The organism is Buttiauxella agrestis ATCC 33320 (assembly GCF_000735355.1).
In the GTDB taxonomy this organism is placed as follows: Bacteria; Pseudomonadota; Gammaproteobacteria; order Enterobacterales; family Enterobacteriaceae; genus Buttiauxella; species Buttiauxella agrestis.
On sequence record NZ_JMPI01000074.1, the window covers coordinates 22,726 to 47,836 of the forward strand.

The 25,111-nt window shown below is 50.9% G+C and carries 24 protein-coding genes; 10 read left to right on the forward strand and 14 right to left on the reverse strand.

The window, feature by feature from the left end:
* Positions 1-16: 16 nt before the first annotated feature.
* Together yihT and yihU are read right to left on the reverse strand one after the other, a co-directional pair.
* Positions 17-892, reverse strand: a complete 876-nt coding sequence (yihT, locus tag GBAG_RS20715) for a sulfofructosephosphate aldolase (protein ID WP_034499953.1) — start codon at positions 890-892, stop codon at positions 17-19.
* 20 nt (positions 893-912) lie between these two features.
* Entirely contained in the window at positions 913-1,803 is an 891-nt protein-coding gene (yihU, locus tag GBAG_RS20720; RefSeq protein ID WP_034499955.1) for a sulfolactaldehyde 3-reductase, read from the reverse strand.
* 196 nt (positions 1,804-1,999) lie between these two features.
* Between yihU and GBAG_RS20725 the strand changes: the two genes are divergently transcribed.
* From GBAG_RS20725 to fabY, 6 genes are all read left to right on the forward strand, one after another.
* Positions 2,000-2,896, forward strand: coding sequence for a sugar kinase (locus GBAG_RS20725; protein ID WP_034499957.1), 897 nt, complete (start codon positions 2,000-2,002; stop codon positions 2,894-2,896).
* Between the two features lie 36 nt (positions 2,897-2,932).
* On the forward strand, positions 2,933-3,724 hold the full coding sequence (locus GBAG_RS20730) for a DeoR/GlpR family DNA-binding transcription regulator (protein WP_034499961.1): 792 nt from the start codon (positions 2,933-2,935) through the stop codon (positions 3,722-3,724).
* 210 nt (positions 3,725-3,934) lie between these two features.
* Positions 3,935-4,531 (forward strand): glucose-1-phosphatase, encoded by a 597-nt coding sequence (gene yihX / locus GBAG_RS20735; protein ID WP_034499963.1) that lies wholly within the window; start codon positions 3,935-3,937, stop codon positions 4,529-4,531.
* Complete coding sequence (locus GBAG_RS20740) at positions 4,528-5,400, forward strand: virulence factor BrkB family protein (RefSeq protein ID WP_034499965.1); 873 nt, start codon at positions 4,528-4,530, stop codon at positions 5,398-5,400. Before yihX ends, GBAG_RS20740 begins: the two co-directional genes overlap by 4 nt.
* Complete coding sequence (dtd, locus tag GBAG_RS20745; protein WP_034499967.1) at positions 5,397-5,834, forward strand: D-aminoacyl-tRNA deacylase; 438 nt, start codon at positions 5,397-5,399, stop codon at positions 5,832-5,834. The genes GBAG_RS20740 and dtd overlap by 4 nt, the downstream gene beginning before the upstream one ends.
* Before the next feature lie 44 nt (positions 5,835-5,878).
* Entirely contained in the window at positions 5,879-6,820 is a 942-nt protein-coding gene (gene fabY, locus GBAG_RS20750; RefSeq protein WP_034499970.1) for a fatty acid biosynthesis protein FabY, read from the forward strand.
* Between the two features lie 22 nt (positions 6,821-6,842).
* Here fabY and GBAG_RS20755 read toward each other — a convergent pair whose 3' ends face one another.
* Positions 6,843-8,525 (reverse strand): AsmA family protein, encoded by a 1,683-nt coding sequence (locus GBAG_RS20755; RefSeq protein WP_034499971.1) that lies wholly within the window; start codon positions 8,523-8,525, stop codon positions 6,843-6,845.
* 126 nt (positions 8,526-8,651) lie between these two features.
* The gene (locus GBAG_RS20760) at positions 8,652-10,043 is read right to left on the reverse strand and encodes a nucleobase:cation symporter-2 family protein (protein WP_034499973.1); all 1,392 of its coding nucleotides are present in this window, start codon (positions 10,041-10,043) and stop codon (positions 8,652-8,654) included.
* Between the two features lie 229 nt (positions 10,044-10,272).
* Here GBAG_RS20760 and gltS point away from each other — a divergent pair, with 229 nt between their 5' ends.
* On the forward strand, positions 10,273-11,475 hold the full coding sequence (gene gltS, locus GBAG_RS20765; protein WP_034499974.1) for a sodium/glutamate symporter: 1,203 nt from the start codon (positions 10,273-10,275) through the stop codon (positions 11,473-11,475).
* A 3-nt stretch (positions 11,476-11,478) separates the two neighbouring features.
* Here the strand turns inward: gltS and recG are convergent, their stop codons facing one another.
* The 5 genes from recG to gmk are packed head-to-tail and all read right to left on the reverse strand — an operon-like array spanning position 11,479 to position 17,342.
* Complete coding sequence (gene recG / locus GBAG_RS20770; protein WP_034499976.1) at positions 11,479-13,560, reverse strand: ATP-dependent DNA helicase RecG; 2,082 nt, start codon at positions 13,558-13,560, stop codon at positions 11,479-11,481.
* A 4-nt stretch (positions 13,561-13,564) separates the two neighbouring features.
* Positions 13,565-14,254: a tRNA (guanosine(18)-2'-O)-methyltransferase TrmH gene (gene trmH / locus GBAG_RS20775; RefSeq protein WP_034499977.1), complete on the reverse strand. Its 690-nt coding sequence runs from the start codon at positions 14,252-14,254 to the stop codon at positions 13,565-13,567.
* Positions 14,255-14,258: 4 nt separating this feature from the next.
* On the reverse strand, positions 14,259-16,370 hold the full coding sequence (gene spoT / locus GBAG_RS20780; protein ID WP_034499979.1) for a bifunctional GTP diphosphokinase/guanosine-3',5'-bis pyrophosphate 3'-pyrophosphohydrolase: 2,112 nt from the start codon (positions 16,368-16,370) through the stop codon (positions 14,259-14,261).
* Positions 16,371-16,388: 18 nt separating this feature from the next.
* On the reverse strand, positions 16,389-16,664 hold the full coding sequence (gene rpoZ / locus GBAG_RS20785; protein ID WP_034499980.1) for a DNA-directed RNA polymerase subunit omega: 276 nt from the start codon (positions 16,662-16,664) through the stop codon (positions 16,389-16,391).
* A 54-nt stretch (positions 16,665-16,718) separates the two neighbouring features.
* Complete coding sequence (gmk, locus tag GBAG_RS20790; protein WP_034499981.1) at positions 16,719-17,342, reverse strand: guanylate kinase; 624 nt, start codon at positions 17,340-17,342, stop codon at positions 16,719-16,721.
* A gap of 255 nt (positions 17,343-17,597) precedes the next feature.
* Between gmk and ligB the strand changes: the two genes are divergently transcribed.
* Positions 17,598-19,286 (forward strand): NAD-dependent DNA ligase LigB, encoded by a 1,689-nt coding sequence (gene ligB, locus GBAG_RS20795; RefSeq protein ID WP_051873766.1) that lies wholly within the window; start codon positions 17,598-17,600, stop codon positions 19,284-19,286.
* On the opposite strand, the gene GBAG_RS20800 is transcribed toward ligB, so the two are convergent.
* Positions 19,283-19,900, reverse strand: coding sequence for a trimeric intracellular cation channel family protein (locus GBAG_RS20800; protein ID WP_034499983.1), 618 nt, complete (start codon positions 19,898-19,900; stop codon positions 19,283-19,285). The genes ligB and GBAG_RS20800 overlap by 4 nt on opposite strands.
* Before the next feature lie 236 nt (positions 19,901-20,136).
* Entirely contained in the window at positions 20,137-21,000 is an 864-nt protein-coding gene (locus GBAG_RS20805) for a YicC/YloC family endoribonuclease (protein WP_034499984.1), read from the reverse strand.
* 124 nt (positions 21,001-21,124) lie between these two features.
* On the opposite strand from GBAG_RS20805, the gene rph reads away from it, so the two are divergent.
* A complete protein-coding gene (gene rph / locus GBAG_RS20810) occupies positions 21,125-21,841 on the forward strand; it encodes a ribonuclease PH (protein WP_034499985.1) in 717 nt (238 codons plus the stop codon).
* Positions 21,842-21,979: 138 nt separating this feature from the next.
* Positions 21,980-22,621, forward strand: coding sequence for an orotate phosphoribosyltransferase (gene pyrE, locus GBAG_RS20815; RefSeq protein WP_034499986.1), 642 nt, complete (start codon positions 21,980-21,982; stop codon positions 22,619-22,621).
* A gap of 30 nt (positions 22,622-22,651) precedes the next feature.
* On the opposite strand, the gene slmA is transcribed toward pyrE, so the two are convergent.
* From slmA to coaBC, 3 genes are all read right to left on the reverse strand, one after another.
* Positions 22,652-23,248, reverse strand: coding sequence for a nucleoid occlusion factor SlmA (gene slmA / locus GBAG_RS20820; protein WP_034499987.1), 597 nt, complete (start codon positions 23,246-23,248; stop codon positions 22,652-22,654).
* A gap of 120 nt (positions 23,249-23,368) precedes the next feature.
* Entirely contained in the window at positions 23,369-23,827 is a 459-nt protein-coding gene (gene dut, locus GBAG_RS20825; protein WP_034499988.1) for a dUTP diphosphatase, read from the reverse strand.
* The gene (gene coaBC / locus GBAG_RS20830) at positions 23,805-25,016 is read right to left on the reverse strand and encodes a bifunctional phosphopantothenoylcysteine decarboxylase/phosphopantothenate--cysteine ligase CoaBC (protein WP_156104918.1); all 1,212 of its coding nucleotides are present in this window, start codon (positions 25,014-25,016) and stop codon (positions 23,805-23,807) included. The genes dut and coaBC overlap by 23 nt, the downstream gene beginning before the upstream one ends.
* Between the last annotated feature and the right edge of the window lie 95 nt (positions 25,017-25,111).

Below are 25,111 nucleotides of genomic sequence, written 5' to 3' on the forward strand. Positions count from 1 at the left end.
CGTCACATTCCCTCGGTTAACGGCGAGCCATCATTTCGTCGACGATTTCGCCCAGGCGCTGCAGTTTCGGTAATGAAATATCACGCAGCATCATTTCGGTATCCGGTAAACCTACAACCGATGACCAGACGGCGCGACCGGCTAAAAACCCTGATGCGCCAGCAGTCATGGCAACACTCACTGCTCGTGGGAAAAGCTTTTCATCGATGCCTGAAGAAAGGATCACCCACGGCATGTTGATTTGTTCATTGAGGCGTTGAGAAGCTTTGAGGAGTTCAGGGCGTGAGCCTTTTCCTGACAGTGGCATTTCCACTTTATAGAGATCGGAACCGCTGTCGCCTAGCTCCCTGGCGGCGTCGATAATCGCTTGTTCGCGGTCGAACTTATCGCCACGGCGCGGTGGGCGAACAACAGGCTCAATGATGCTCAGTAGGCCGTTGGCATGGCACAACTGGTTAAAGTCCTTCACCATTTCAAGGCGTTGCTGCGCATCTTCATCGCTACGCCACAACACCAGCAGTTTTAACGCTTTGCCGCCGTTACGTTTAACGGCTTGCGGATCGACTGATTTATCAATCACCACGCTATCGACGGGAATGCCGTTACCAGGGATAAACTCATCGGCTGCAACAATCATCGCGCAGCTTTGCGCCAGCGCGTTTTGCTCAACCACCTGGCGGTAGCAAAATTGCTGGTCGACGAGAATTGCTGAGGCATAAGGAGATAAAATTTTGGCGGCGTTAACTTTGAAATCCGTTAAAACCTGGTCGGCAACCGGTGATTGACTGCCAGCAGCGGCAAACATCAGACGCATCGCTTCGCGTTGATCGACTGCCAACATGGCGAAACCGCCGCTCGGCCGGGTAATATCTTTAAGTGTGTAGTGATTCATTCTCTATCCTTATGAAATAACTAATTTTTGTGATTAATCCCGGCACTGTTACGTACCTGCTCTAAAATTGCGCTCCAGTCCTGGCGGCCACGTCCGGCGGCGCGAGCCTGGTTGTAAACTTCGCGGGAGGCCGCGCCCAACGGCATCGGCACATGCAGCTGGTTGGCGACATCTAGCGCGATACCCAAATCTTTATGGGCGAGGTCAATCATGAAGGCGGGAGTCAGGTCGCCTTTCAGCACTTTGTTCGGCCAGGAAGTGGTGAAATGACCTTTACCCGCAGGTGTTCCGCTCATGACTTGCATCGCCACTTCGAAGGAAAGACCGAGGGCCTCGCAAAGTACGGCGGCTTCCGCGGAAAGTGCATTCAAGGCGATGCTCATGTAGTTGTTGATGAGCTTCACGCGGATACCCATGCCTGGCCCGCCAGCTTCGATAAGCTCGGAACCCATCGCCATCAGCAGCGGTCTGGCGCGTTCGACTTGTTGTGGTGTGCCGCCAGCCAGTAGCAAAAGCGTTCCGGCGATGGCGTGATCGGAAGTGCGACCCACGGGTACATCCATCATGCTGAAACCACGGCTGGCTAAATCGGCAATCAGGTGGTCGGTTTGCAGTGGGTGAATCGTAGACATATCAATGATTAATGCTGATTTACACAACGTCTGACTCACACCGTTCTCGCCTAATAGCGTTTCACGAACCAGGTCGCCGTTTGGCAGCATGGTTATTACGAATTCGGCATCTTGCGCGGCCTCGGCGGCATTTTTACTGGCGGTGGCACCAACCTGAACCAGTGCGTCCACGGCCTCGGCGTTTAAATCGAACACCGCTAACCGATGCCCCTGTTTGAGAAAATTGCGCGCCATTGGCGCACCCATCTGCCCTAAACCTATAAAAGCGACACTGCTCATGTATCCTCCTGGGTGAATGTCATTTTTTGTTGGCTGTTGTCATTATCTTTGTCTGTTTTTGATCGTATTTGTAATTTATGGTTAAAAAATTGACAGCGATCACTTTTTTAACAATTGATGGAATTACAATAAGACTCATGTGATCGGCGGTTGATTTATGCGCTGTCGAAGTCAAAAACAGCGAAAGGAAAGCGATGTGATTCGAATAGCGTGCGTGGGAATTGCGGTACAAGACCGGCTCTATTACCTGAACCAATTACCTGAATGCGGTGGGAAATATGTGGCGCAGCATTATCGTGAAATAGGCGGTGGTCCAGCAGCAACAGCGGCAGTGGCTGCGGCAAGGCTCGGGGCGCATGTCGATTTCATCGGGCGCGTGGGCGATGACGCAACGGGGAAAGCTCTGTTAGATGAACTGGAGAATTGGGGGGTAAACACGGCATTTTCGCGGAGCTGTAAAAATGCCAACTCATCGCAATCAGCGATTCTGGTAGATGAACAAGGCGAGCGGATTATCGTGAATTACCCAAGCCCTGAACTGCCGGAAGACGCAAGCGGGCTGCATGAGATTGATTTCACGGCTTACGACGTGGTGTTAGCAGATGTGCGCTGGCATCAGGGAGCGAAAACAGCATTCACTTTGGCGCGGTCTGCGGGAGTCACAACGGTTCTGGATGCTGATATTACCCCGCAAGATATCTCTGAGCTGGTAGCGTTGGCGGATCACGCGGCGTTTTCTGCGCCGGGCCTGCAACGCCTGAGTGGTGAAGGTGACCTACTATTGGCACTAAAACGCGCACAAGCGATCACAAATGGACATGTTTATGTCACCCAGGGGAAATCTGGCTGTTATTGGTTAGAAAATAATGAGTTGCGCCATCATGCTGGGTATCGGGTTGAAGTGGTGGACACGACCGGAGCCGGAGACGTATTCCACGGCGCGTTAGCAGTAAAATTAGCACAACGCATTGAGATATATGAATCGATACGCTTTGCCAACGCGGTTGCGGCACTGAAATGCACCCGTCCTGGCGGGCGGGCAGGAATTCCCGACTGTGATCAAACTGACTCTTTCATGTCACTTTTTGTATAAAATACAAATCGAGGCGGTCACTTTAGGAGAATGTGCATGAGCATCACCGAGTTAACCGGCAATCCGCGCCATGACCTGTTATTACAACTGATTGCCGAACGCGGCTATATGAATATCGACGAGCTGGCGCAATTGCTGGATGTATCCACTCAAACTGTGCGCCGTGACATTCGTAAGTTGAGCGAACAGGGGCTGATTACTCGTCATCACGGTGGCGCAGGGCGCGCATCAAGTGTTGTTAACGTGGCATTCGAACAACGTGAAGTGTCGCTGACGAGTGAGAAAATGGCCATCGCTGAAGCGATTGCTGACTACATCCCAGATGGTTCGACGGTGTTCATCACCATTGGTACTACGGTTGAACATATTGCGCGGGCATTAATGAACCATGATCGGCTGCGCATCATTACTAATAGTCTGCGCGTGGCACATGTCTTGTATAAAAATCCGCGTTTTGAAGTGATGGTGCCGGGCGGTACTTTGCGTCCGCATAATGGCGGTATTGTCGGGCCAGCGGCGACCACCTTTGTGGAAGGTTTTCGTGCGGACTACCTGATAACCAGCGTGGGCGCGATTGAGCCAGATGGTGCGTTGCTGGATTTTGATGTGAACGAAGTCAGCGTGGTGAAAGCGATGATGAAGCATTCACGACATGTTTTGGTGGCGGCAGACTCGACTAAATTCCATGCGTCAGCTGCGGTAGAAATTGGCAATGTGAAACAAGTCACTGCGTTATTTACCGACCAAATCCCAACGGCTTCATTTAAAACATTGCTGGAAAATGAGCATGTTGAGCTGGTGGTTTCTGAGTTGGGGGGGCAGGAATAGCCCAACTAACCGAGTAAGCGTCGCGAAGGTTAAAACCTGGCGACGTAACCGCAAAATATCAGGTACTGGCTTTATAGCGGGTTTATCTTGCGGTCACGTTTCACTGATTAACGATCTGGCTCGCATTCGTTGAGCTGTTGTTGTAACACGCACTATCCACCTTCTTCTATTACCGCTACAGTTATTTGTCCATGCGCAAAGGAGAGGCTTATGCTGTATATCTTTGATTTAGGTAACGTCATTGTTGATATTGACTTCAACCGCGTGATGGGGGTCTGGAGCGATTACAGCAGGGTGCCACTGGCTAATTTGCAAAAAAGTTTTGTGATGGGGGATGCTTTCAAGCGCCACGAACGTGGGCAGATTACCGACGAAGAATTCGCCGCAGCGGTATGTGACGAAATGGGTATGGCGCTAAGTTTTGATCAGTTCTCTGCTGGCTGGCAGGCAATTTTTGTTGGCTTGCGTCCGGAAGTTATCGCCGTCATGAACAAACTTCGTGAACAGGGGCATCGTGTCGTGGTGCTCTCTAACACCAACCGTTTACACACTTATTTCTGGCCTGGTGAATACCCGCAAATCGCCGAGGCGGCGGATAAAATCTATCTGTCTCAGGAAATGGGGATGCGCAAACCGGACGTCGAGATCTACCAAAAACTTCTCGAAACAGAAGGTTTTTCTGCGAATGAGGCGGTCTTTTTTGATGACAACGCCGATAATGTAAAGGGAGCTCAGCAGTTGGGTATCACCAGTATTTTGGTGACCGGAAAAGATACGGTGCCAGGATATTTTGCAAAAAACCTATGATAAAAGACGTTCATCGCAAAACGAGTAACCGCCTCAGGCCATGTATCGCCTGGGGTAAGTTGCTCTGGCATCGCATCGACCAGGACAATATGACCACGCTTGCGGGGAATCTTGCTTACGTGTCATTACTCTCACTGGTGCCTTTGGTTGCGGTGGTGTTTGCGCTGTTTGCGGCTTTTCCGATGTTCGCCGACGTCAGTGTTCAGCTCCGGCATTTTGTTTTCTCAAATTTTCTGCCTGCCACAGGCGATATCATCCAGCGCTATATCGAACAGTTTGTTGCTAACTCCAACAAGATGACCGCGGTGGGTGCCTGTGGGCTTATCGTCACTGCTTTGCTGTTGATGTATGCCGTTGATAGCGCGCTCAATACCATCTGGCGCAGTACGCGTACGCGGCCAAAAATCTATTCGTTTGCCGTCTACTGGATGATTTTAACGCTTGGGCCATTGCTGGCGGGCGCGAGCCTGGCGATTAGTTCGTATCTGCTCTCACTGCGATGGGTGACGGGGTTTAACAGCACGATTGATATCGTGTTACGTGTTTTCCCGTTGCTGCTATCCTGGCTGTCATTCTGGATGTTGTACAGCATCGTCCCTACTACCCGTGTTCCGGTGCGCGACGCATTGGTTGGCTCGCTGGTTGCGGCTCTTTTGTTTGAGCTTGGGAAGAAGGGCTTTGCCCTCTACATCACCATGTTTCCCTCTTACCAATTGATTTACGGCGTGTTAGCCGTGATCCCCATTTTATTCGTCTGGGTCTACTGGACCTGGTGTATCGTGTTGCTCGGCGCCGAAATTACTGTCACTCTCGGCGATTACCGAAGACTTCGCATAGAAGCTCAGCAGGAAGAATTGGAAGAACCATGATCGCATTAATTCAGCGCGTCACCCATGCCAGCGTCACCGTGGCGGGTGAAGTAACGGGTGAAATTGGCCCAGGACTTTTAGTGTTATTGGGTGTCGAAAAAGAAGATAACGAACAAAAAGCGAATCGTCTTTGCGAGCGGGTTTTGGGTTATCGTATTTTTGGCGATGAAAATGACAAGATGAATCTGAATGTTCAGCAAGCGGGTGGCAGTGTGCTGGTGGTGTCGCAGTTTACCCTCGCCGCGGATACCGAACGCGGTATGCGCCCGAGCTTTTCTGGCGGAGCAGCACCGCAACTAGCCGAAGAACTATATGAATACTTTGTTCAACGTTGCCGCCAGCAGGGCATTGTGGCCGAAACAGGGCGCTTCGCCGCCGACATGAAAGTCAGCCTGACTAACGATGGCCCGGTGACGTTTTGGTTACAGGTCTGAATTCGCAACTTACACGGTCCCGCGTAACAAGAGAGAGTACATGTATGTATCACCTTCGCGTACCGCAAACCGAAGAAGAGCTTGAGCTCTATTACCAGTTTCGCTGGGAGATGCTGCGTAAGCCGCTGCATCAACCTAAAGGCTCCGAACGCGATGCGTGGGATGCCATGGCCCATCACCAGATGGTGGTGGATGAAGAAGGCAATCCAGTCGCCATTGGTCGCTTGTATATCAACGCTGATAACGAAGCGGCTATCCGTTTTATGGCGGTTCACCCCTCGGTACAAGATAAGGGGCTGGGCACGCTGGTGGCGATGACACTAGAGTCTGTCGCGCGCCAGGAAGGTGTGAAACGTGTGGTGTGTAGCGCACGTGAAGATGCCGTCGAGTTCTTTGCCAAATTGGGATTTGAGAATCAGGGCGAAATCACCACGCCTTCGACCACGCCGATTCGCCACTATTTGATGATAAAACCCGTCGCTTCGCTGGACGACATTCTCCATCGTGCAGACTGGTGCGCTCAGTTACAGCAGGCCTGGTATGAACACATCCCATTAAGTGAAAAAATGGGCGTGCGCATCCTGCAATACACCGGGCAGAAATTTATTACCACCATGCCCGAAGCGGGTAATCAAAATCCCCATCAAACCTTATTCGCCGGTAGCCTGTTTTCGCTCGCTACACTGACCGGTTGGGGGCTGATCTGGCTGATGCTGCGCGAGCGTCATCTTGGCGGCACGATTATTCTTGCCGATGCGCATATCCGATATAGCAGCCCGATCACCGGAAGGCCTGGAGCTATTGCTGACTTAGGCTCGTTGAGTGGCGATCTCGACCGCCTGGCGCGTGGCCGTAAAGCTCGCGTCGCGTTGCAAGTTGAGCTTTTTGGCGATGATACGCAAGGTGCTGTTTTTGAAGGGGTGTATCTGGTGCTGCCAGCTAAACCTTTTGGCCCGCTTGAAGAGGGCGGTAACGAAGAAGAATAGTTGTAGGATAACTGCCCGGCGCTTACGCGCCGGGTACTTCCCCATTCTGCATTGTTTGCTGTACTTGTTTTCCGTCGGCGCTGGTGGCCTGTAATGTCCCGTTCACCGTGGGTTTCAGTGGTGTTTGAGCTGCAAGGTTACCGGTCACTGAAAGCTGCAAATTACCGTTGCCCTCAAGCGGCACCGCTGGCCATCCCCATTGCTGCAACACATTTACGGGTACCGCGCGCCCGCGAAGATTCATTGCCGCATTGCGTTGCGGAGCCTGCGAAATAGCACCCGTCGCTTCCAGCATGCCGTCTCCCGCAAAAGCACTTAATTCCGTAATCGTGATTTGGCTGTCAGTTGCATTCAATGAAATAGACGGCCTGCGAACATCCACACGGTTAAACGTGGCGGCTGCTGCATTAAGGGTTAAGTTTCCGCTCCACACACCCCACTGGTGGTTACGTACCAGTTCGATATTGTTCGCCGTGCCGTCCAGCGCCGTGAGCTGGAACGGGAAGGCAGGATCGATATCAATAACCAGGTTTCTGTTCGCCGTGAGTTTTTTAATTGATACTGAGTTTAGCCATTCCGGTAAAGGCTCCATCCAAAGCGCTTTCCAGTCGGCGGGCAGCGTATATTCCAGTCCTGCAAAAACCAGCTCGTCGAGCGCGAGTTTTTTCTCGTTGCGTTGCCACTCGCCTGAAGCGCGAACCATGCCTCTTTCCCAGCGGGAAGTGAACTGGCGTAGCGAAGCGGTTTGCTGATTAAAATCGACGTTGACGATGGGGTCGTTCAAATGTAATGCGCCAATAATGAAATCACTGGCGTTCATTGACAGCCGGCCGTCATCACTTTGCCATCCGCCGTTTGCCAGCGTCAGGTTGCGCAAACTCAGATCTAAATCGGTTACTGCCCAATCCTTCCCTTCCAGTCGCGCGTCGGTGACTTCCAGGTTATCAATTTTCAGCGAAGGAACCGTGGTAAGCGGGGCCAGGAAATCGGTAATTGATTTTTCAGTTTGCAGACGAATATCGTTCAAACGCAGGCTACTAATTTGCCATGAACCGTCAGCAAGGCGATTGGCGTTACCTGTAAGCGAGCCGCGAGCCATATCGGCCCCAATAGTGGAAAGCGTCACCTGCTCGTTATTAATCGCACCCTGCAATAACACGTTGGTCGCTGGGACACCGTTGAGCGTCATGGACCCGGCACTAAACTGAATATCTGCGGTACTTCCCAGCACTTTACCTTTCGTCGGTTGCCAGGGCTTTACACCCCCGTTGACGCGTTGGGCATGTAAATCCCATTCGGTTTTTGGGCTGTTGAGGGCCATATCACTTAATTGCAGCATGTCGGCCTGGAATGGCAGCGGGGCGGCGTCAGGGCTGATGTTTAACGTTCCGTTTTGCAACAGAATATTGTCGACGTGCATAGGCTCTGAGAACTGACGTGAGCTAAGCCCAATATCAATATTCTTTGCGACCAGCGTCGCCGGTTGGCCTTTGCGCCCGAAGGTGACATTCGTCAGAGTGACGTGCGTGGGTGATGCCCAGCGATGATCCATCTCTTCAAAAGAGAAATTGTAATCACTCTTCTCATTAACCCAACTGCTAACCTGGGCGGCGCCCCAACGGGTTTGCAGTAAAAGATAAGCAGCAAGAAGCAGTACAAGTACGATAACCAATATCGCAATGATTAGCTTTCCGAGAAATTTCATTGTCTTCCGTCCCATGAAGTTTCGGTAAAGGGTTTTATGCCCCATTTACCGTTATAGCTCAAGGATGGGATTGTCAGGAGGGGTAACACGCGCTGATGAGAACAAATCACCAGCGCGTGAGATACATCAATTTTTTTCAGGCGGGAAAATCAGGTTCAAAACGATAGCGGTGATACCACCGGCAGCAATACCTGAAGAGAGCAATGTCTTCAACCAGTCAGGCGCAAACTGCAAAATCAGCGGTTGCTGAGACACACCCATACCGACCGCCAGGGACAGCGCAATAATCATAATTGCGCGGCGGTTCAGGGGTTCACGAGAGACAATACGCACGCCGGATGCGGCGATGGTGCCGAACATCACGATAGTTGCGCCACCCAGAACTGGCTCGGGAATGTGTTGTACGAATCCGCTTACTGCCGGGAACAGGCCCAGCACAATCAGCATCAGCGCAACGACAAAACCGACATAGCGGCTGGCAACACCAGTAAGCTGAATCACGCCGTTGTTCTGGCCGAAGCAAGAGTTAGGGAAGGTGTTGAACACGGCGGAAACGCAGGAGTTCAGGCCGTTCGCCAGCACGCCACCTTTCAGGCGCTTCATATACAGCGGGCCAGAAACCGGCTGTTCGGAAACGTCAGACGTTGCCGTAATATCGCCGATGGTTTCCAGGGACGTCACCATAAACACCAGCATCAGCGGGATAAGCAGATTCCAGTCAATGCCCAGGCCGTAGTAGAGCGGGGTTGGCACCATGATCAGGTCTGTATTGGTTGATGGCGCGACGTTAGGCAGCATGCCCATCGCCCAGGCCAACGCATAACCTACAGCCATCGCGATAACCAGTGACGCCACGCGTAAGTAAGGGTTTCGCTGACGGTTAAGCAAAATAATGACCAGCAGCACGGCGCCCGCCAGCAGCAGATTTTTCGGCGCGCCAAAGGTGTGGTCGCTCATCGCGCCGTAGCCACCGCCAATGGATGTCAAGCCAACCTGAATCAGCGACAGGCCGATAATCATCACCACTACACCAGAAACCAGTGGCGTAATAATGCGACGAGCCAGATGCAGAAAGCGCGACAACAGCATCTCTGTGCAGCTTGCCAGCATCAACGTGCCGAAGAGTGCGGCCATCATGGTCGGGACATCGGCACCGCCATTTTTCAATGCCATGCCGCCCATAATCAACGGTGAAACAAAGTTAAAACTGGTGCCTTGAATAGACAGAAGCCCAGAACCAACCGGGCCCCAGGCTTTAATCTGGATAATCGATGCTACGCCTGAGGCGAACAAAGACATGCTGATAATGTGTTGGGTATCTTCAGCCGGAAGTCCCAGCGCCTGGCAAATCAACATCGCAGGCGTGATAACCGCTACAAACATCGCTAATAAGTGCTGGCCAGCAGCAAAAAGTGTTTGTGGAAGAGGAGGGCGATCCTCGAGGCGGTAGATCAATTCACTGGAATGAGTCTTGGCAATCGGTTGCGCATCGTCTGACTCAACAGCATTAACAGACATCGGAAATTATCCCCAGGAGAAAAAACGGTGATTTTAGCGGACTGAATGGTAAAAGCAAACGTTTGCTACCGAAGTTTCATAAGATAAAAAGTGTATATAACGACCTTTTTATATAACTTTCAGCTGTTTTTTGGTTAAAATCCAGCTGCTGACTTTTCTAAACCCTGAAATTCCAGTGAAGGATAATTAAAAGCGTCTGTGAGAAATATGCGCAAACAGGAGCACTTCTATGTTTTATCTCGACACACTTTCTACGCTTGTTGCCGCAACTCTCGTGTTGTTACTGGGCCGTAAAATGGTCCATACCATACCGCTGTTAAAAAAATACACTATCCCTGAACCGGTAGCGGGTGGACTCTTAATCGCTCTGGCCTTGTTGGTGCTCAAAAAGAGCGTCGGCTGGGAATTTGAATTTGATATGAGCCTCAAAGACCCTTTGATGCTCGCCTTCTTCGCCACCATCGGCCTTAACGCCAACCTTTCCAGCCTACGTGCGGGCGGCAAAGTTGTCGGTATTTTCCTGGTTGTGGTTGTTGGTTTGCTGGTGATGCAAAACGCCATCGGTATCGGTATGGCGAGCCTGTTGGGTCTTGATCCATTAATGGGATTACTGGCAGGTTCTATTACGTTATCAGGCGGGCATGGTACGGGAGCGGCCTGGAGTAAGCTGTTTACCGAGCGCTATGGCTTCCAGAACGCCACTGAAGTTGCGATGGCTTGCGCAACGTTTGGTTTAGTGTTGGGCGGTTTGATTGGCGGGCCGGTGGCGCGTTATCTGGTCAAACACTCATCCACGCCAAATGGCACACCTGAAGATAGCATTGATCCCACCGCTTTTGAAAAACCGGCTGTCGGACGCATGATCACCTCAATGGTGATGATTGAAACCATTGCGATGATTGCTATCTGCCTTACCGTGGGTAAGTTTGCGGGCCAACTCATTCAAGGCACGAGCTTTGAATTACCGACGTTTGTTTGCGTGTTATTTGTTGGGGTTATCCTCAGCAACACACTCTCACTGCTCGGCTTCTATCGGGTATTTGAACGTGCAGTTTCCGTGCTCGGGAATGTCAGTTTGTCGCTGTTCCTTGCTATGGCGCTGATGAGTCTTAAGTTGTGGGAGTTGGCTTCTCTGGCGTTGCCTATGCTGGCGATTCTGACGGTGCAGACCATCTTTATGGCACTGTATGCCATCTTCGTGACGTATCGTTTGATGGGCAAAAACTACGATGCGGCGGTTCTCGCTGCGGGGCATTGTGGTTTTGGCCTGGGCGCAACGCCTACAGCAATCGCTAACATGCAGGCGATTACTGAGCGCTTTGGCCCGTCACACATGGCGTTCCTGGTGGTGCCAATGGTTGGCGCGTTCTTTATTGATATCGTCAATGCGTTGGTGATTAAGATGTATCTGATGCTGCCAATCTTTGGCTAAGCATCAGGCATTTGAATAGCGTTCCGTTTCAGGCATCCAGCGTTCAATGAGCGCGGTTGCCTGCTCGGGATAGCGTTCATGGATATGGCGCGCAAGGCGCTGTACTTCTGGAATCATCGCCTGATCGCGCAGCAAATCAGCTACTTTAAACTCGGCATTCCCCGTCTGACGCGTGCCGAGTAATTCTCCTGGCCCACGAATTTCTAAATCCTTTTGTGCAATCACAAAGCCATCGTTGCTATCGCGCAACACCTGCAATCGCAGCTGCGCCGTTTTTGATAGCGGCGATTTATAAAGCAACACGCAGTGGGATGCGACGGCACCACGGCCAACACGGCCACGAAGCTGGTGGAGTTGCGCAAGACCGAGACGTTCCGGGTTTTCAATAATCATCAGGCTGGCATTCGGCACATCCACACCCACTTCAATGACGGTTGTGGCGATCAACAGATGAATCGAGCCCTCTTTGAAAGCCTGCATCACGGCCTGCTTTTCTTGAGGCTTCATGCGGCCATGAACCAGGCCAACGTTCAGATTCGGCAGAGCAGCTTTTAACTCATCCCATGTGACTTCTGCGGCCTGGGCTTCCAGCAATTCAGACTCTTCTATCAGTGTACAGACCCAGTACGCCTGGCGACCTTCATTGCTACACGCTTCTCGTACCCGTTCGATAATATCGTTGCGGCGTGTATCAAGAATCGCCACAGTGGTAACTGGCGTACGGCCTGGTGGCAGCTCGTCGATAGTGGACGTATCCAGATCGGCATAGGCCGTCATTGCCAGCGTGCGCGGAATTGGGGTGGCAGTCATGATAAGTTGATGCGGATGGAATCCCTGAATCTGGCCCTTTTCCCACAGCGCCAGACGTTGATGGACGCCAAAGCGATGTTGTTCATCAATGATGACTAACGCGAGCTGCGAGAACTGCACCTGTTCCTGGAAGATCGCGTGCGTTCCCACCACCATCGACACCTGGCCGCTGGCGATTGCGTCTTGCTGAGCGATACGGGCTTTGCCTTTCTGCTTTCCTGCAAGCCAGCCCACTTCAATTCCCAGCGGCGCAAACCACTGGCGGAAGTTATTGGCGTGCTGCTCGGCGAGCAATTCTGTTGGTGCCATCAGACCGACTTGTTTGCCATGCGCAATCGCACGCAGTGCGGCGAGTGCAGCAACCAGCGTTTTGCCCGATCCCACATCACCTTGCACCAGGCGCATCATTGGTACATCGAGCGCTAAGTCGTGTTCGATTTCTGCCACGACCCGTTCTTGCGCCTGGGTTGGTTTAAACGGCAGTGCTGCTAACAGGCGGTTTTTTAACTCGTCATGGTTATGCAACGGCAACGCATGATAACGCTGGGCACCCGCACGTAACGCGAGCATGCTCAGGTTATGAGCCAGTAATTCTTCGAGGATTAAGCGCTGTTGAGCCGGGTGCTTCCCGGTTTCCAGATCGGCTAACTGCATGGTTGGTGGCGGGCGATGCAGAGTGCGCAACGCTTCTGGCAGGCTCATCATTCCCTTGCTCAAATCAGCCGGGAGCAATTCTGCAATGGCGCAGGTATCCAGCAATTCCAGAGCCTGGTCGGTGAGTTTGCGCAGTGTCGCCTGGCGGATACCTTCCGTCGTGGGGTAAACCGGCGTCAGCGTTTCCTGCAATTCTGGTGTGCTGAGGTCGCCCTGAATACGGTATTCCGGGTGAATCATTTCCGCGCCGTGCGTGCCGCGTTTCGCTTCACCATAGGCAAGCACGCGTTTACCGTTCGCGAGGCTGTTTTTCATTGCGGCGTTGAAGTTGAAAAACCGCATCGTCAGGATGCCGGTACCGTCAGAAATCTGGCAGGTCATCATACGGCGGCGGCCAAAACTGATATTACAGTTCAGCACTTCGCCTTCTACCGTGGCGTAAACACTCGGTATAAGGTCGTTAATAGGGTAGAGATGGGTGCGGTCTTCGTAGCGAAGCGGAAGGTGGAGAAGAAGATCCTGAATGGTATACAAGCCAATTTTGGCTAGTTTACCGCTCTGGCTGGCGCCCACTCCGGCAAGCGTACTTAACGGTATGGCATCCAGCAAACGGCCTTTCATCCGACTACTCCGCAGATTGCATTGTGGCCCACCATGCGGCATCAGCTTCTATCTCACCTTGCTGATTCACATGCGGGTAGGGCAAACCTTTACGGCGAGAAACGCGCGCCAGCACCGGGTAACCGCCTTCAAACAGCAGTCGCTGTTGCTCGGACTCCGGCAGGGTACTGTTTTCGCGTTGATACATTCCGGCATTCTGACGTTGGCGCTGCGCTTCATAAAGAATGAGGGCGGAAGCCACGGAAACGTTTAGAGATTGCACCATGCCAACCATCGGAATAATGATGTCCTGGTCAGCCAGCGCTAGTGCTTCTTGTGTGATACCGGTTTTTTCCTGACCCATCAGAATGCAGGTCGGGCGCGTGTAATCAATTTCGCGAAAATCGACGGCTTTATCCGAAAGGTTGGTGGCGAGGATTTGCATCCCGTTGTTTTTCAAATGGCTAACGGCATCGCCAATATTGCGGTGTGTTTTCACTTCAACCCAGGAGTTACTTCCGGCAGCAGAAGAGGCCATGGTACGCATTCTGTTACCAGGCCAAACCGCGTGAACTTCATGCACGCCCACTGCATCAGCGGTGCGAATAATCGCTGAGACGTTATGAGGTTTATGGACTTGTTCCATGCAGACGGTCAGATCAGGCTGACGCCTGGCAAGCATCTCGCAAATACGCGCATAACGTTGAGGATTCATAACACTAGTTTCGGTTGCGGGTAACTTTAATGACATCCGGCATTACGCGAATCTTGCGCATAACATTGGCCAGATGAACACGGTCGCGGGCAGATAAACGAATGAACGCGCTGTAAACGCGGCCATCTTTCTCTTCAGTATTCAGACTGTGGATATTCGAACCTGCGGTATTGATTGCCGCGGTCAGGTTTGCCAATGCACCCTGATGGTTGAACATATCCACTTTAATTTCAGTGAGGAATTCTTGCTCGGTCTCTTTATCCCACTCGACCGCCATAAACTTCTCGGCTTCTTTTTGGTAGCCACGGATATTACGGCAGGACTCATGGTGAATAACTAACCCTTTGCCAGGGCTGACGTGAGCCACAATCGGGTCACCAGGAATTGGGCGGCAACACTTCGCGAAGGTAATCAGCACACCGTCAGCGCCTTTGATAGGCAAGTGGCTGTGCGCGGGTGTATTTCCTTGCGCAATTACCGATGATTCACCTTGCAGATTCTTAGCCACCACTACGCTCATGGCGTTGCCTAAACCAATTTCAGCCAGCAAATCGTCAAGCGTGGCGAGCTTCATACGCTCAAGCTCACGTTGAATATTTTCCGGCGGAACTTCAGCAAGCTTGCGGCTACCACCTAATGCATGGTTCAGCAGACGGCGCCCCAGGCTGACGGAATCGTCTCGCTTGAGGTTTTTCAGCATCTGGCGGATTTTGGCTCGCGCTTTCGAACTTACAACGAAGTTCAGCCAGGCAGCGTTAGGGCGAGCGCCCGGTGCGGTAATGATTTCGATTGTCTGGCCGCTGCTAAGCGACTGTGACAGCGGATAGGGTTGCCTGTCGACACGAGCACCAACGCAGGCGTGACCGATGTCAGTATGCACGGCATAGGCGAAATCGACAGGTGTCGCGCCCGCTGGCAATTCGACAATGCGCCCTTCCGGGGTGAAAACGTAAATCTCATCCGGGAACAGATCGGATTTTACGCTCTCGATAAATTCAAATGAGCTACCTGCGCTTTGCTGCAACTCAAGCAGGCTTTGCATCCAGCGCTGGGCGCGAATTTGCGCGGTAGTGCCACTTTCGCCTTGCTCTTTATAAGCCCAGTGAGCGGCAACACCCATTTCTGCCATCTGGTCCATATCTTCGGTACGGATTTGCACTTCAACTGGCACACCGTGTGGGCCAATCATTGAAGTATGCAGGGACTGATATCCGTTCGCTTTTGGAATGGCGATATAGTCTTTAACCCGGCCCGGACGTGGCTTGTAGAGGCTATGCATCTGCCCAAGAACGCGATAACAGGTATCCATATCGTGAACAATTACGCGGAAAGCGTAGATATCCATAATCGAGTGGAAACGCTGCTCTTTAAGCGTCATTTTGCAGTAGATGGAGTAAAGATGTTTCTCGCGGCCACTGACGCGGCAGGGAATGCCTGCTTCTTGCAAACGACCGTCGATTTCCGAGAGGATTTTTTGAATCATCTCTTTGCGGTTACCACGTGCGGCTTTCACGACTTCTTTAATGACGCGATAGCGGTTCGGGTAAAGCGCTTCAAAGCCCAGTTCTTCCAGCTCGGTTTTCAGGTGATGAATACCAAGACGGTGTGCCAGGGGGCTATAAATTTCGAGGGTTTCGCGAGCAATGCGGCGACGCTTATCAGGGCGCAACGCCCCAAGAGTGCGCATGTTGTGCGTACGGTCAGCGAGTTTGATCAGAATGACGCGGATATCTTGCACCATCGCCATGATCATTTTGCGGAAGTTTTCAGCCTGAGCTTCTTTCTTATCGCGGAATTTCAGTTTATCGAGCTTAGATACCCCTTCCACCAGTTCGGCAACGCTTTTGCCAAACAGTTGTTCCATATCCTGGTAGGTGGCAGGGGTGTCTTCAATCACATCATGCAGTAGAGCGGCCATCAGCGTTTCATAGTCGAGTTTCATCTCGGCCAGAATGCAGGCAACAGCTACAGGATGGGTGATATAGGGTTCACCGCTTGAACGTGCTTGTCCCTCGTGAGCATCACGCGCAACAAGGTATGCTTGCCGAAGTCGCTTAATCTGCTCCTCGGGCAAGTATGTTTGAATCAGTTGATTCAGGCTTTCAAACAGATACAAGGGCTACCCGCAGGCTAATTAACGACGACCTTCAGCAATAGCGGTAACGGCCTGCAATTCTGCGGCTTCCTGCTCTTGCTGTTCCTGGCGATCACGAACATCGAGAATCTGGTTGGTAATCAACCCTTCTTCGATTTCGCGCAGTGCGATTACAGTCGTTTTGTCGTTTTCTTCAGCAACGAGTGGATCTTTACCACCAGTTTGCATCTGACGAGCGCGACGTGCGGCGACCAGAACCAGGTCAAAACGGTTACCAATTTTCTCAACAGCGTCCTGAACAGTTACGCGTGCCATAATTAAAATGCTCCACAGATGAAGAAATGACTGGGCATGATACTGAAACTGGGCTCAGTCTGCCAATAGTTTGCTGATTAAAGCGTCATGTCGCGCTTTTTGGCGACCCATTCGTAGACGCTCGGCACGAATGATAATTTTTAAATCTGACAGTGCGGTGTCAAAATCGTCGTTGACGATTAAATAGTCATATTCAGCGTAATGGCTCATTTCTGCAACAGCCTGTTCCATACGCTTCGTGATGACTTCTTCACTATCTTGCCCGCGACCACGCAGGCGTCTGTCCAGCTCGTCTTTTGACGGTGGCAGAATAAAGATACTGCGGGCTTGCGGCATTTTCTCACGGATTTGCTGCGCACCTTGCCAGTCAATGTCCAGGAAAACGTCAACGCCGGTTGCCAAAACTTGCTCAATGGCATGGCGAGATGTGCCGTAGTAATTACCGAACACTTCCGCATGTTCAAGGAATGCGTCTTCAGCAATCATCTGCTTAAACTCTTCCTTTTCCACAAAGAAATAGTGCTCGCCATGTTTCTCTCCCGGACGAATACCACGAGTGGTATGGGAAATAGAAACTTGCGTGTCGTACAGCGGTTGTGTCTTTAACAAAGCCTGGATGAGGCTGGATTTTCCTGCTCCACTTGGAGCGGAAACAATATAAAGCGTGCCTTGAGCCATGAGTTCTAACTTATTCTGTAAGCATAAAAAGAAGTGCGTATACCGGCCTATTATACACGGCGTCTTCCCGTCACGGTGAATTTGTCACGTTCAATGGCAATATTTCTGCCATTTTGCGTAATACTTTCCAAAGATCACATCGTGTTACTGCAACAAATTAACTTCCTGTGAAAGCCTCTCGCATTCTGCTGAATCATCATTCGTCATGCTTACTTCCTGGCGTTATACCTTCCTGAGTTTTAAATGGAGGGATTTATGTTGTGGATAACAAAACTTATCGGTTTGCTGGTTTTGCTCAGCTCAGTGGCATCAGCAACCTGCCCTGACTGGTCGCCTGTGCACGCCCAGAAGGAGATGGGAAAACTGAACGAAAAGCTAACAGAATGGGATTGGGCCTATTACCAACAAGGTACCAGTATTGTCAGCGACGCGACCTACGATGGGCTACGCAGTCAGTTTAATGAATGGCAGCATTGCTTTAACCCTGCGGAGCAACCGCAAGAACCTCAGCTTTTCACGGAGGGGAAAGTGCTGCACCCGATTGCTCATACCGGTGTTAAAAAACTTCCGGATGCTGCGGCTGTTGCACAGTGGATAAATGGCAAGTCAGATCTTTGGGTACAGCCCAAAGTGGATGGCGTTGCGGTAACACTGGTTTATCAACAGGGTCGTTTGCTCAAACTCCTTAGCCGTGGCGATGGCGAGAAAGGACAGGACTGGACGGCAAAAGCCAAAATGATTGATGCCATTCCTAAAGTGCTTTCCGGTCTGCTGGCTAACAGTGTTTTACAGGGAGAGGTTTTCTTGAAAAGGGAAAATCATGTACAGAAAACAATGGGGAGTATCAGTGCCAGGGGAAAAGCCGCCGGTGCCATGATGCGCAAGGGGGATGCGGGATTACTCAAGGAATTGGGGATATTTATTTGGGCGTGGCCTGATGGCCCCGCTGATATGAACCAAAAGCTAAACTCGCTTGAGAAAGCAGGTTTCTCATTGACTAAAACATGGTCAAAACCTATTAAATCCATGAGCGATATCACCACACTACGGGAGTCCTGGTTTGCGGGCTCCCTACCGTTTGTGACGGATGGGATTGTCATTCGCCAATCCCAGGAACCAGCTGGAAAGCATTGGCTTCCTGGTAAAGCGACATGGGTGATAGCCTGGAAGTTTCCACCAGCACAGCAACTTGCAGAAGTTAAAGATGTTCAATTCTCGATTGGACGCACTGGAAAAATTGCCGTTGTCCTAAACCTGAACCCTTTACAGATTGATGATAAACAAGTTAAGCGCGTCAACATTGGTTCAGTTAAACGTTGGCAGACTATGGATATCGCGCCTGGTGATCAGGTGATGGTGAGTCTTGCTGGGCAAGGGATTCCACGAGTTGATGAAGTGGTTTGGCGCGTCAGTCAGCGTAATAAGCCGCAACCTCCATCAAAAGAGATGATTACGCCTTTAAGTTGCTTGTATTTCGAAACCCGGTGCCGTGAGCAGTTTATTGCTCGACTGGCATGGATAAGCTCTCCCGCTGTTTTGAATATCAACGGTGTGAGCGTAAGTTCATGGCAGCAACTTCAACAAAAATTGAGTCTGGAACATATCTTTTCCTGGTTGGCGCTCACGCAGGAAGAGTTATCAAAAATTAGCGGTTTCTCTTCAGCCAAAACCGTGCAACTTTGGCAGCAATTCACGAAAACACGGCAGCAGCCGTTTAAAAAATGGTTGATGGCATTTGGTCTGCCGCTACCAAGAGCAGTACTCACGACAATGCCGGATTCACAATGGCTGCATTTAGTCGCCCGGGATGAACTAAGCTGGCAAAAGCTTCCCGGTATTGGTCCCGGGAGAGCTAAAAAGTTGGTGGAGTTTGTGAATCACCCCCAAATCGCGGCCCTTGCGGCTTTTCTGGCGCAGCAGGGAATTCAGGGGTTTAGCAATTAGTGATCCGCGTGCTTGTAATGAAACACGGGCAAGCCAAGGCGCAGGCGCAATGCCAGCAAACGCGTGGTGAATCCAAATATCAATGTGGAAATGATAACGACGTCCTGGTTGGAAACGTAGTGCTGCAAAACGATGTAAAGCACCGCAGAGGCGAACGCAATGCCTGCATACAATTCCTTCTGAAATACCAGTGGGATGCGTTTACAGAACATGTCGCGTAGTACACCGCCAAACACACCCGTTACCACGGCTGCAATTATTGCGATGATTGGCCCTTCCCCCATATCCAACGCAATTTGCGCACCGATGATCGAGAACACCACCAGGCCCAGGGCGTCTAGCACCAGAAAAAGACGGCGCAGGTGAGGCATTACAGGAGCAAACACAGTTGTGAGTACCGCCGCGACGGCAACAATGATGACATATTCAGGATGCTTCACCCAACCCAGAGGGTAATGCCCCAGGAGGATATCGCGTACTGAACCACCCCCAAGAGCCGTGGCGGTTGCGATGATAATTACACCGAAAGTATCCATACGACGGCGGCCAGCCGCTAACGCGCCGGTCATTGCCTCGGCAGTAATGCCGACCAAATAAAGAATATGTAACAGCATTGATACCCCCAATTTAAACGCTGGGAGGGTAACGTTTTGCGAATGACATCACGATTGAGTTTTTTTAAAGCGAAGCGGTCTCGATAACATTTACTAATGCAAAAATGTTTTTATCGGCAGTTATATATGGGTTTTTATTGCTGGATGGATTTAAAATGGATTAGTTAAATTATTGCTTAAAGAGAGCTCAACTAACAAAAGCCCGCATGGCGCGGGCTTAAAGTTCAATATGAACATTACTCAATGTTCTGGATTTGCTCGCGCATCTGCTCAATCAGTACTTTCAATTCAATAGCTGAATTGGTGACATCTGAATTGATAGATTTTGACGCCAGGGTGTTCGACTCGCGGTTGAACTCTTGCATCATAAAATCGAGGCGGCGGCCAACAGCTTCTTTTTTCTTCAGAATGTTGTACGTCTCTTTAACGTGCGCTTCGAGGCGGTCAAGCTCTTCAGCGACATCTACACGCTGCGCCATTAACACCAGTTCTTGTTCAAGACGGTTATTTTCAAGCTGAACTTGAGCGTCTTCAAGTTTGGCAACTAAACGCTCGCGCTGCCATTTCAGAACTTCTGGCATTTGCGCACGAACTTTAACGACTTCACCGCTCACACCTTCAAGGCGTTGCTCGATAAGTTCTTTCAGTGCCTGACCCTCTGTTTCACGCGCAATAATGAAGTCGTCCAGCGCGCCGTCCAATGCGGCAAGGATTTCAGCGGTAATGGCATCGAGATCCTGCTCTTGAGCAGACATCACACCAGGCCAGCGTAGAATATCAACTGGGTTGATTTCGCCTTCGTCGCTTTGCATTTTTACCCAGTTCGCAGCTTCAACCAGCTGTTTAGCCAGTTTTTCATTGAGCAGCAAAGAGCTTTGAGAACGAGCATCGGGTTCGAAACGCAGGTTACATTCGACTTTCCCACGGGTTAAGCGAGTACGAATACGCTCGCGAGCCACAGGTTCGAGGCTACGGAATTGCTCCGGCATGCGGATGTAAGTTTCGAGATAACGCTGGTTTACCGAACGTAACTCCCAGGAGGCGCTGCCCCATTCGCCTTTAACTTCACGTCGGGCATAGGCGGTCATACTGCGGATCATATTTCGTAACCGTATTCTGTAATAGATGTGGGGATTATAGCCATGCCCGGCCTGACAGGATAGGAATAAGCGAGCGAAGTCCGTATAATGCGCAGCCACATTCGTTTTAGCCGGAGATAACCCCATGCGTCCATCAGGTCGTAGCGTCGATCAAGTGCGCCCAGTCACCCTGACCCGTAATTACACCAAACACGCAGAAGGCTCCGTGCTGGTCGAGTTTGGCGATACTAAAGTACTGTGTACCGCCACCGTTGAAGAGGGTGTTCCGCGCTTTCTGAAAGGCCAGGGACAAGGTTGGATCACTGCTGAATATGGTATGTTGCCGCGCGCAACTCATAGCCGTAATGCTCGTGAAGCAGCAAAAGGTAAGCAGGGCGGCCGTACTCTTGAGATTCAGCGCCTGATTGCTCGTTCACTGCGTGCAGCAGTGGATTTGAAAGTCCTGGGCGAATACACCATTACTCTGGACTGCGATGTTTTGCAGGCAGACGGCGGCACTCGCACAGCATCTATTACGGGTGCATGTGTTGCGCTGGCTGATGCTCTGAACAAACTGGTTGCTGCTGGGAAATTAAAAACCAACCCAATGAAAGGGATGGTTGCAGCAGTATCAGTCGGTATCGTTAAAGGCGAAGCTCTGTGCGACCTGGAATATGTTGAAGATTCCGCAGCAGAAACCGACATGAACGTCGTGATGATGGAAGATGGGCGCATGATTGAGGTTCAGGGCACCGCAGAAGGCGAGCCGTTCACCCATGAAGAGTTGTTGGCGCTACTGGCGCTGGCGCGAGGGGGAATTGAAACAATCGTAACGGCGCAGAAGGCGGCGTTAGAGAATTAATTTTAGGCGACTCTGAGAGTCGCCTTTTTTATACCTGTGATACTTCAAGCTGCATTGTCGTTGGCAGTATTCGCTCGCCATGATGTAACTCGAATTATTTCGGGTAAATGTATAAATGAAATTTATAGGAGCAAATCCATGAAACCGTATCAGCGCCAGTTTATTGAGTTTGCGCTTAACAAGCAGGTCCTTAAGTTCGGCGAATTCACGCTGAAATCTGGCCGCACCAGCCCTTATTTCTTCAATGCAGGGCTGTTCAATACCGGGCGTGACCTGGCACTGTTGGGGCGTTTTTATGCCGCCGCGTTAGTTGATTCGGGGATTGAGTTTGATTTGCTGTTTGGGCCGGCTTACAAAGGGATTCCAATTGCGACGACTACGGCCGTTGCGTTGGCCGAACATCACGAGCTTGATCTGCCATATTGCTTTAACCGCAAAGAAGCAAAAGATCATGGTGAAGGCGGTAATCTGGTCGGTAGTGCACTGCAAGGGCGCGTGATGCTGGTGGATGATGTGATCACCGCAGGGACGGCAATCCGTGAGTCAATGGAAATCATTGCTGCAAACAATGCATCCCTGGCGGGTGTGCTAATTTCTCTGGACCGCCAGGAACGTGGCCGTGGAGAAATTTCAGCCATTCAGGAAGTTGAGCGTGACTACCAATGCAAAGTGATCTCAATCATCACTCTTAAAGACCTGGTTGAATACCTGGAAGAAAAACCTGAGATGGCCGCGCATTTAGCGGCTGTACAGGATTACCGTACTCAGTACGGTGTATAAGAAAAAGGGCCTTTTAAAGGCCCTTTTCAATTACTGAAGCTGGGAGGCAACCAGCGGCCAGCGGGTATCAAAATCATCGGTCGGTAAATAGCGGAACTCGCTACGCACAAAACGCGACAGCGTCCCTTCACAAAATGCCAGAAGAAGACTTGCCAGCAGTGATTCATCGGTGATGAAACCTTCTCCTTCACGCATCTTTTTTTCGCGCATGACCTGGCGCAACTGGACTTCGATGCGCTCAAAAAGCTGATTGATCCGGCCTTGCAGTCGGTCTTGTTCAAACATCAATGCATGACCGGTAAGAATGCGAGTCAGGCCAGGGTTACGTTCGCCAAATCCCAGAATCAAGAGAACGATTAAACGTAAACGTGCGTGGGTATCTTTCTCATCTTTCAGAATAAGATTGATACGGGTAATCAGAGTGTCTTCAATAAACTCGATAAGGCTATCGAACATCTTCGTTTTGCTAGGAAAATGTCGATAAAGTGCTGCTTCGGAAACACCAACAGTCGCCGCAAGCTTGGCGGTTGTAATTCGTTGGCTGCCATCACTGGATTCAAGCATTTGGGCCAGAGACTGAAGTATTTCTTCGCGACGATTCCGTTTCGCAATTTGTTTTTCTGCCATGTTCTAAAATACCCCTGAAATAACGCACTTGTCAGGCAAGTAGCCACACAGCGCTCGCAAACTTAAAGTTTGCGGTTTTTTCACATTTTTTACGCTGTGGGGTTACGTGTATAAACGAAGTTACTGACGGCCTGAATGGCCGAAACCACCTTCGCCGCGGTCGCTGGAGTCAAAATCTTCAACCAGGTTGAATTCAGCCTGTACGACAGGCACAAATACCATTTGAGCAATACGCTCACCGGGTTCAATAGTGAAGTGGTCTTGTCCACGGTTCCAGACTGAAACCATCAACTGACCCTGGTAATCGGAGTCTATCAGCCCAACAAGGTTGCCTAAAACTACGCCATGCTTATGACCAAGACCTGAACGAGGCAGAATGACTGCCGCCAGAGACGGATCGGCGATATGGATAGCCAGCCCCGTTGGAATCAGCTTGGTGACACCAGGAGCTAGCTCTACGGCGTCATCCAGGCAGGCACGTAGATCAAGACCCGCAGAGCCGGAAGTTGCATAAGTCGGCAGTGGGAACTGTTGGCCAACGCGTGGGTCCAGAATCTTAACGTCGATTTTTTTCATCATAACGGGTAACTATCTCGTTCAGTAAAAGATGGCCAAGGAGTTCCTTACGCTCAAGAGGTAAGACTTTATCTCCATCCTGCCAGAAAAGGTGTAATGCATTGTTTTCGCTGTTAAATCCCTGTCCTGCTTGTGAAACATCATTTGCACAAATCAGGTCGAGGTTTTTACTCAGGCGTTTTTGCTGGGCGTATTCTTCCACATTATTTGTTTCGGCGGCAAACCCAACAACATAAGGACGATGAGTTAAAAGTGCTGCGACACCGGCAACAATATCCGGGTTTTTTATCATTTTTATTGTAATTTCATCGCCTTGCTTTTTGATTTTTTCGTCTGCAACGGTTGCGGCACGATAATCTGCAACAGCCGCACAGCCAACGAAAATTTGTTGCGTCTGAACATGTTGTTGCACTGCGGCTTCCATTTCCAGAGCGGTGGTGACATCAACACGTTTTACCCAGGCTGGAGTAGGCAAAGAAACTGGGCCAGAGATTAATGTCACATTTGCACCACGTGCAGCCGCTGCCGCTGCGATCGCATAGCCCATTTTGCCTGAGCTATCATTGGTGATGTAGCGCACCGGGTCCAGACGTTCACGGGTCGGACCTGCAGTAATCATGACATTAAGATGTTGCAGATCTTTGATGACAGAAAAATGTTGAGCTGCCATTTCAACAATCGTTAAAGGGTCAAGCATTCTACCCGGGCCGACATCGCCACAGGCCTGGCTGCCGCTATCTGGACCCCATATCAGTAAACCGCGCGAAGCGAGAGTTTCAAGATTGTGCTGAGTTGCAGTTGCCCGGTACATTTGCTGATTCATGGCAGGCACGACCGCAACGGGAGAGGGGGTTGCGAGACATATTGTACTCACAAGGTCATTTGCCATGCCTGCGGTAATGCGAGCAATTAAATCCGCTGTGGCAGGTGCCAGGATGACTAAATCTGCCCATTTTCCTAATTCTATATGACCCATTGCCGCTTCTGCTGCGGGATCCAGCAAGCTATCTGACACAGGATATCCCGACACGGCTTGTAAACTCAGAGGCGTAATAAAGGCTTTGGCTGCCTCTGTCATAACCACTCGAACCTCCGCGCCGCGTTCACGCAGACGGCGTACCAGCTCTGGTGTCTTATAGGCAGCGATTCCGCCGCTCACACCCAGAACAATTTTTTTGCCAGAAAGCCCCATCATGATTTTTCCACCAGAAGTCACAGTCATCTGGCTATTTTACCACACTCATTCGGTATCGACTTTTTGCTGTTTGCGAGACATCCCGCATGGAG

Coding starts and splice junctions, on each gene's coding strand:
- yihT (WP_034499953.1), bottom strand. CDS start 892: ATGAATCACTACACACTTAAAGATATTACCCGGCCGAGCGGCGGTTTC.
- yihU (WP_034499955.1), bottom strand. CDS start 1,803: ATGAGCAGTGTCGCTTTTATAGGTTTAGGGCAGATGGGTGCGCCAATG.
- GBAG_RS20730 (WP_034499961.1), top strand. CDS start 2,933: ATGAGCATCACCGAGTTAACCGGCAATCCGCGCCATGACCTGTTATTA.
- yihX (WP_034499963.1), top strand. CDS start 3,935: ATGCTGTATATCTTTGATTTAGGTAACGTCATTGTTGATATTGACTTC.
- GBAG_RS20740 (WP_034499965.1), top strand. CDS start 4,528: ATGATAAAAGACGTTCATCGCAAAACGAGTAACCGCCTCAGGCCATGT.
- dtd (WP_034499967.1), top strand. CDS start 5,397: ATGATCGCATTAATTCAGCGCGTCACCCATGCCAGCGTCACCGTGGCG.
- fabY (WP_034499970.1), top strand. CDS start 5,879: ATGTATCACCTTCGCGTACCGCAAACCGAAGAAGAGCTTGAGCTCTAT.
- GBAG_RS20755 (WP_034499971.1), bottom strand. CDS start 8,525: ATGAAATTTCTCGGAAAGCTAATCATTGCGATATTGGTTATCGTACTT.
- GBAG_RS20760 (WP_034499973.1), bottom strand. CDS start 10,043: ATGTCTGTTAATGCTGTTGAGTCAGACGATGCGCAACCGATTGCCAAG.
- gltS (WP_034499974.1), top strand. CDS start 10,273: ATGTTTTATCTCGACACACTTTCTACGCTTGTTGCCGCAACTCTCGTG.
- recG (WP_034499976.1), bottom strand. CDS start 13,560: ATGAAAGGCCGTTTGCTGGATGCCATACCGTTAAGTACGCTTGCCGGA.
- trmH (WP_034499977.1), bottom strand. CDS start 14,254: ATGAATCCTCAACGTTATGCGCGTATTTGCGAGATGCTTGCCAGGCGT.
- rpoZ (WP_034499980.1), bottom strand. CDS start 16,664: ATGGCACGCGTAACTGTTCAGGACGCTGTTGAGAAAATTGGTAACCGT.
- gmk (WP_034499981.1), bottom strand. CDS start 17,342: ATGGCTCAAGGCACGCTTTATATTGTTTCCGCTCCAAGTGGAGCAGGA.
- ligB (WP_051873766.1), top strand. CDS start 17,598: ATGTTGTGGATAACAAAACTTATCGGTTTGCTGGTTTTGCTCAGCTCA.
- GBAG_RS20800 (WP_034499983.1), bottom strand. CDS start 19,900: ATGCTGTTACATATTCTTTATTTGGTCGGCATTACTGCCGAGGCAATG.
- GBAG_RS20805 (WP_034499984.1), bottom strand. CDS start 21,000: ATGATCCGCAGTATGACCGCCTATGCCCGACGTGAAGTTAAAGGCGAA.
- rph (WP_034499985.1), top strand. CDS start 21,125: ATGCGTCCATCAGGTCGTAGCGTCGATCAAGTGCGCCCAGTCACCCTG.
- pyrE (WP_034499986.1), top strand. CDS start 21,980: ATGAAACCGTATCAGCGCCAGTTTATTGAGTTTGCGCTTAACAAGCAG.
- slmA (WP_034499987.1), bottom strand. CDS start 23,248: ATGGCAGAAAAACAAATTGCGAAACGGAATCGTCGCGAAGAAATACTT.
- dut (WP_034499988.1), bottom strand. CDS start 23,827: ATGATGAAAAAAATCGACGTTAAGATTCTGGACCCACGCGTTGGCCAA.
- coaBC (WP_156104918.1), bottom strand. CDS start 25,016: ATGGGGCTTTCTGGCAAAAAAATTGTTCTGGGTGTGAGCGGCGGAATC.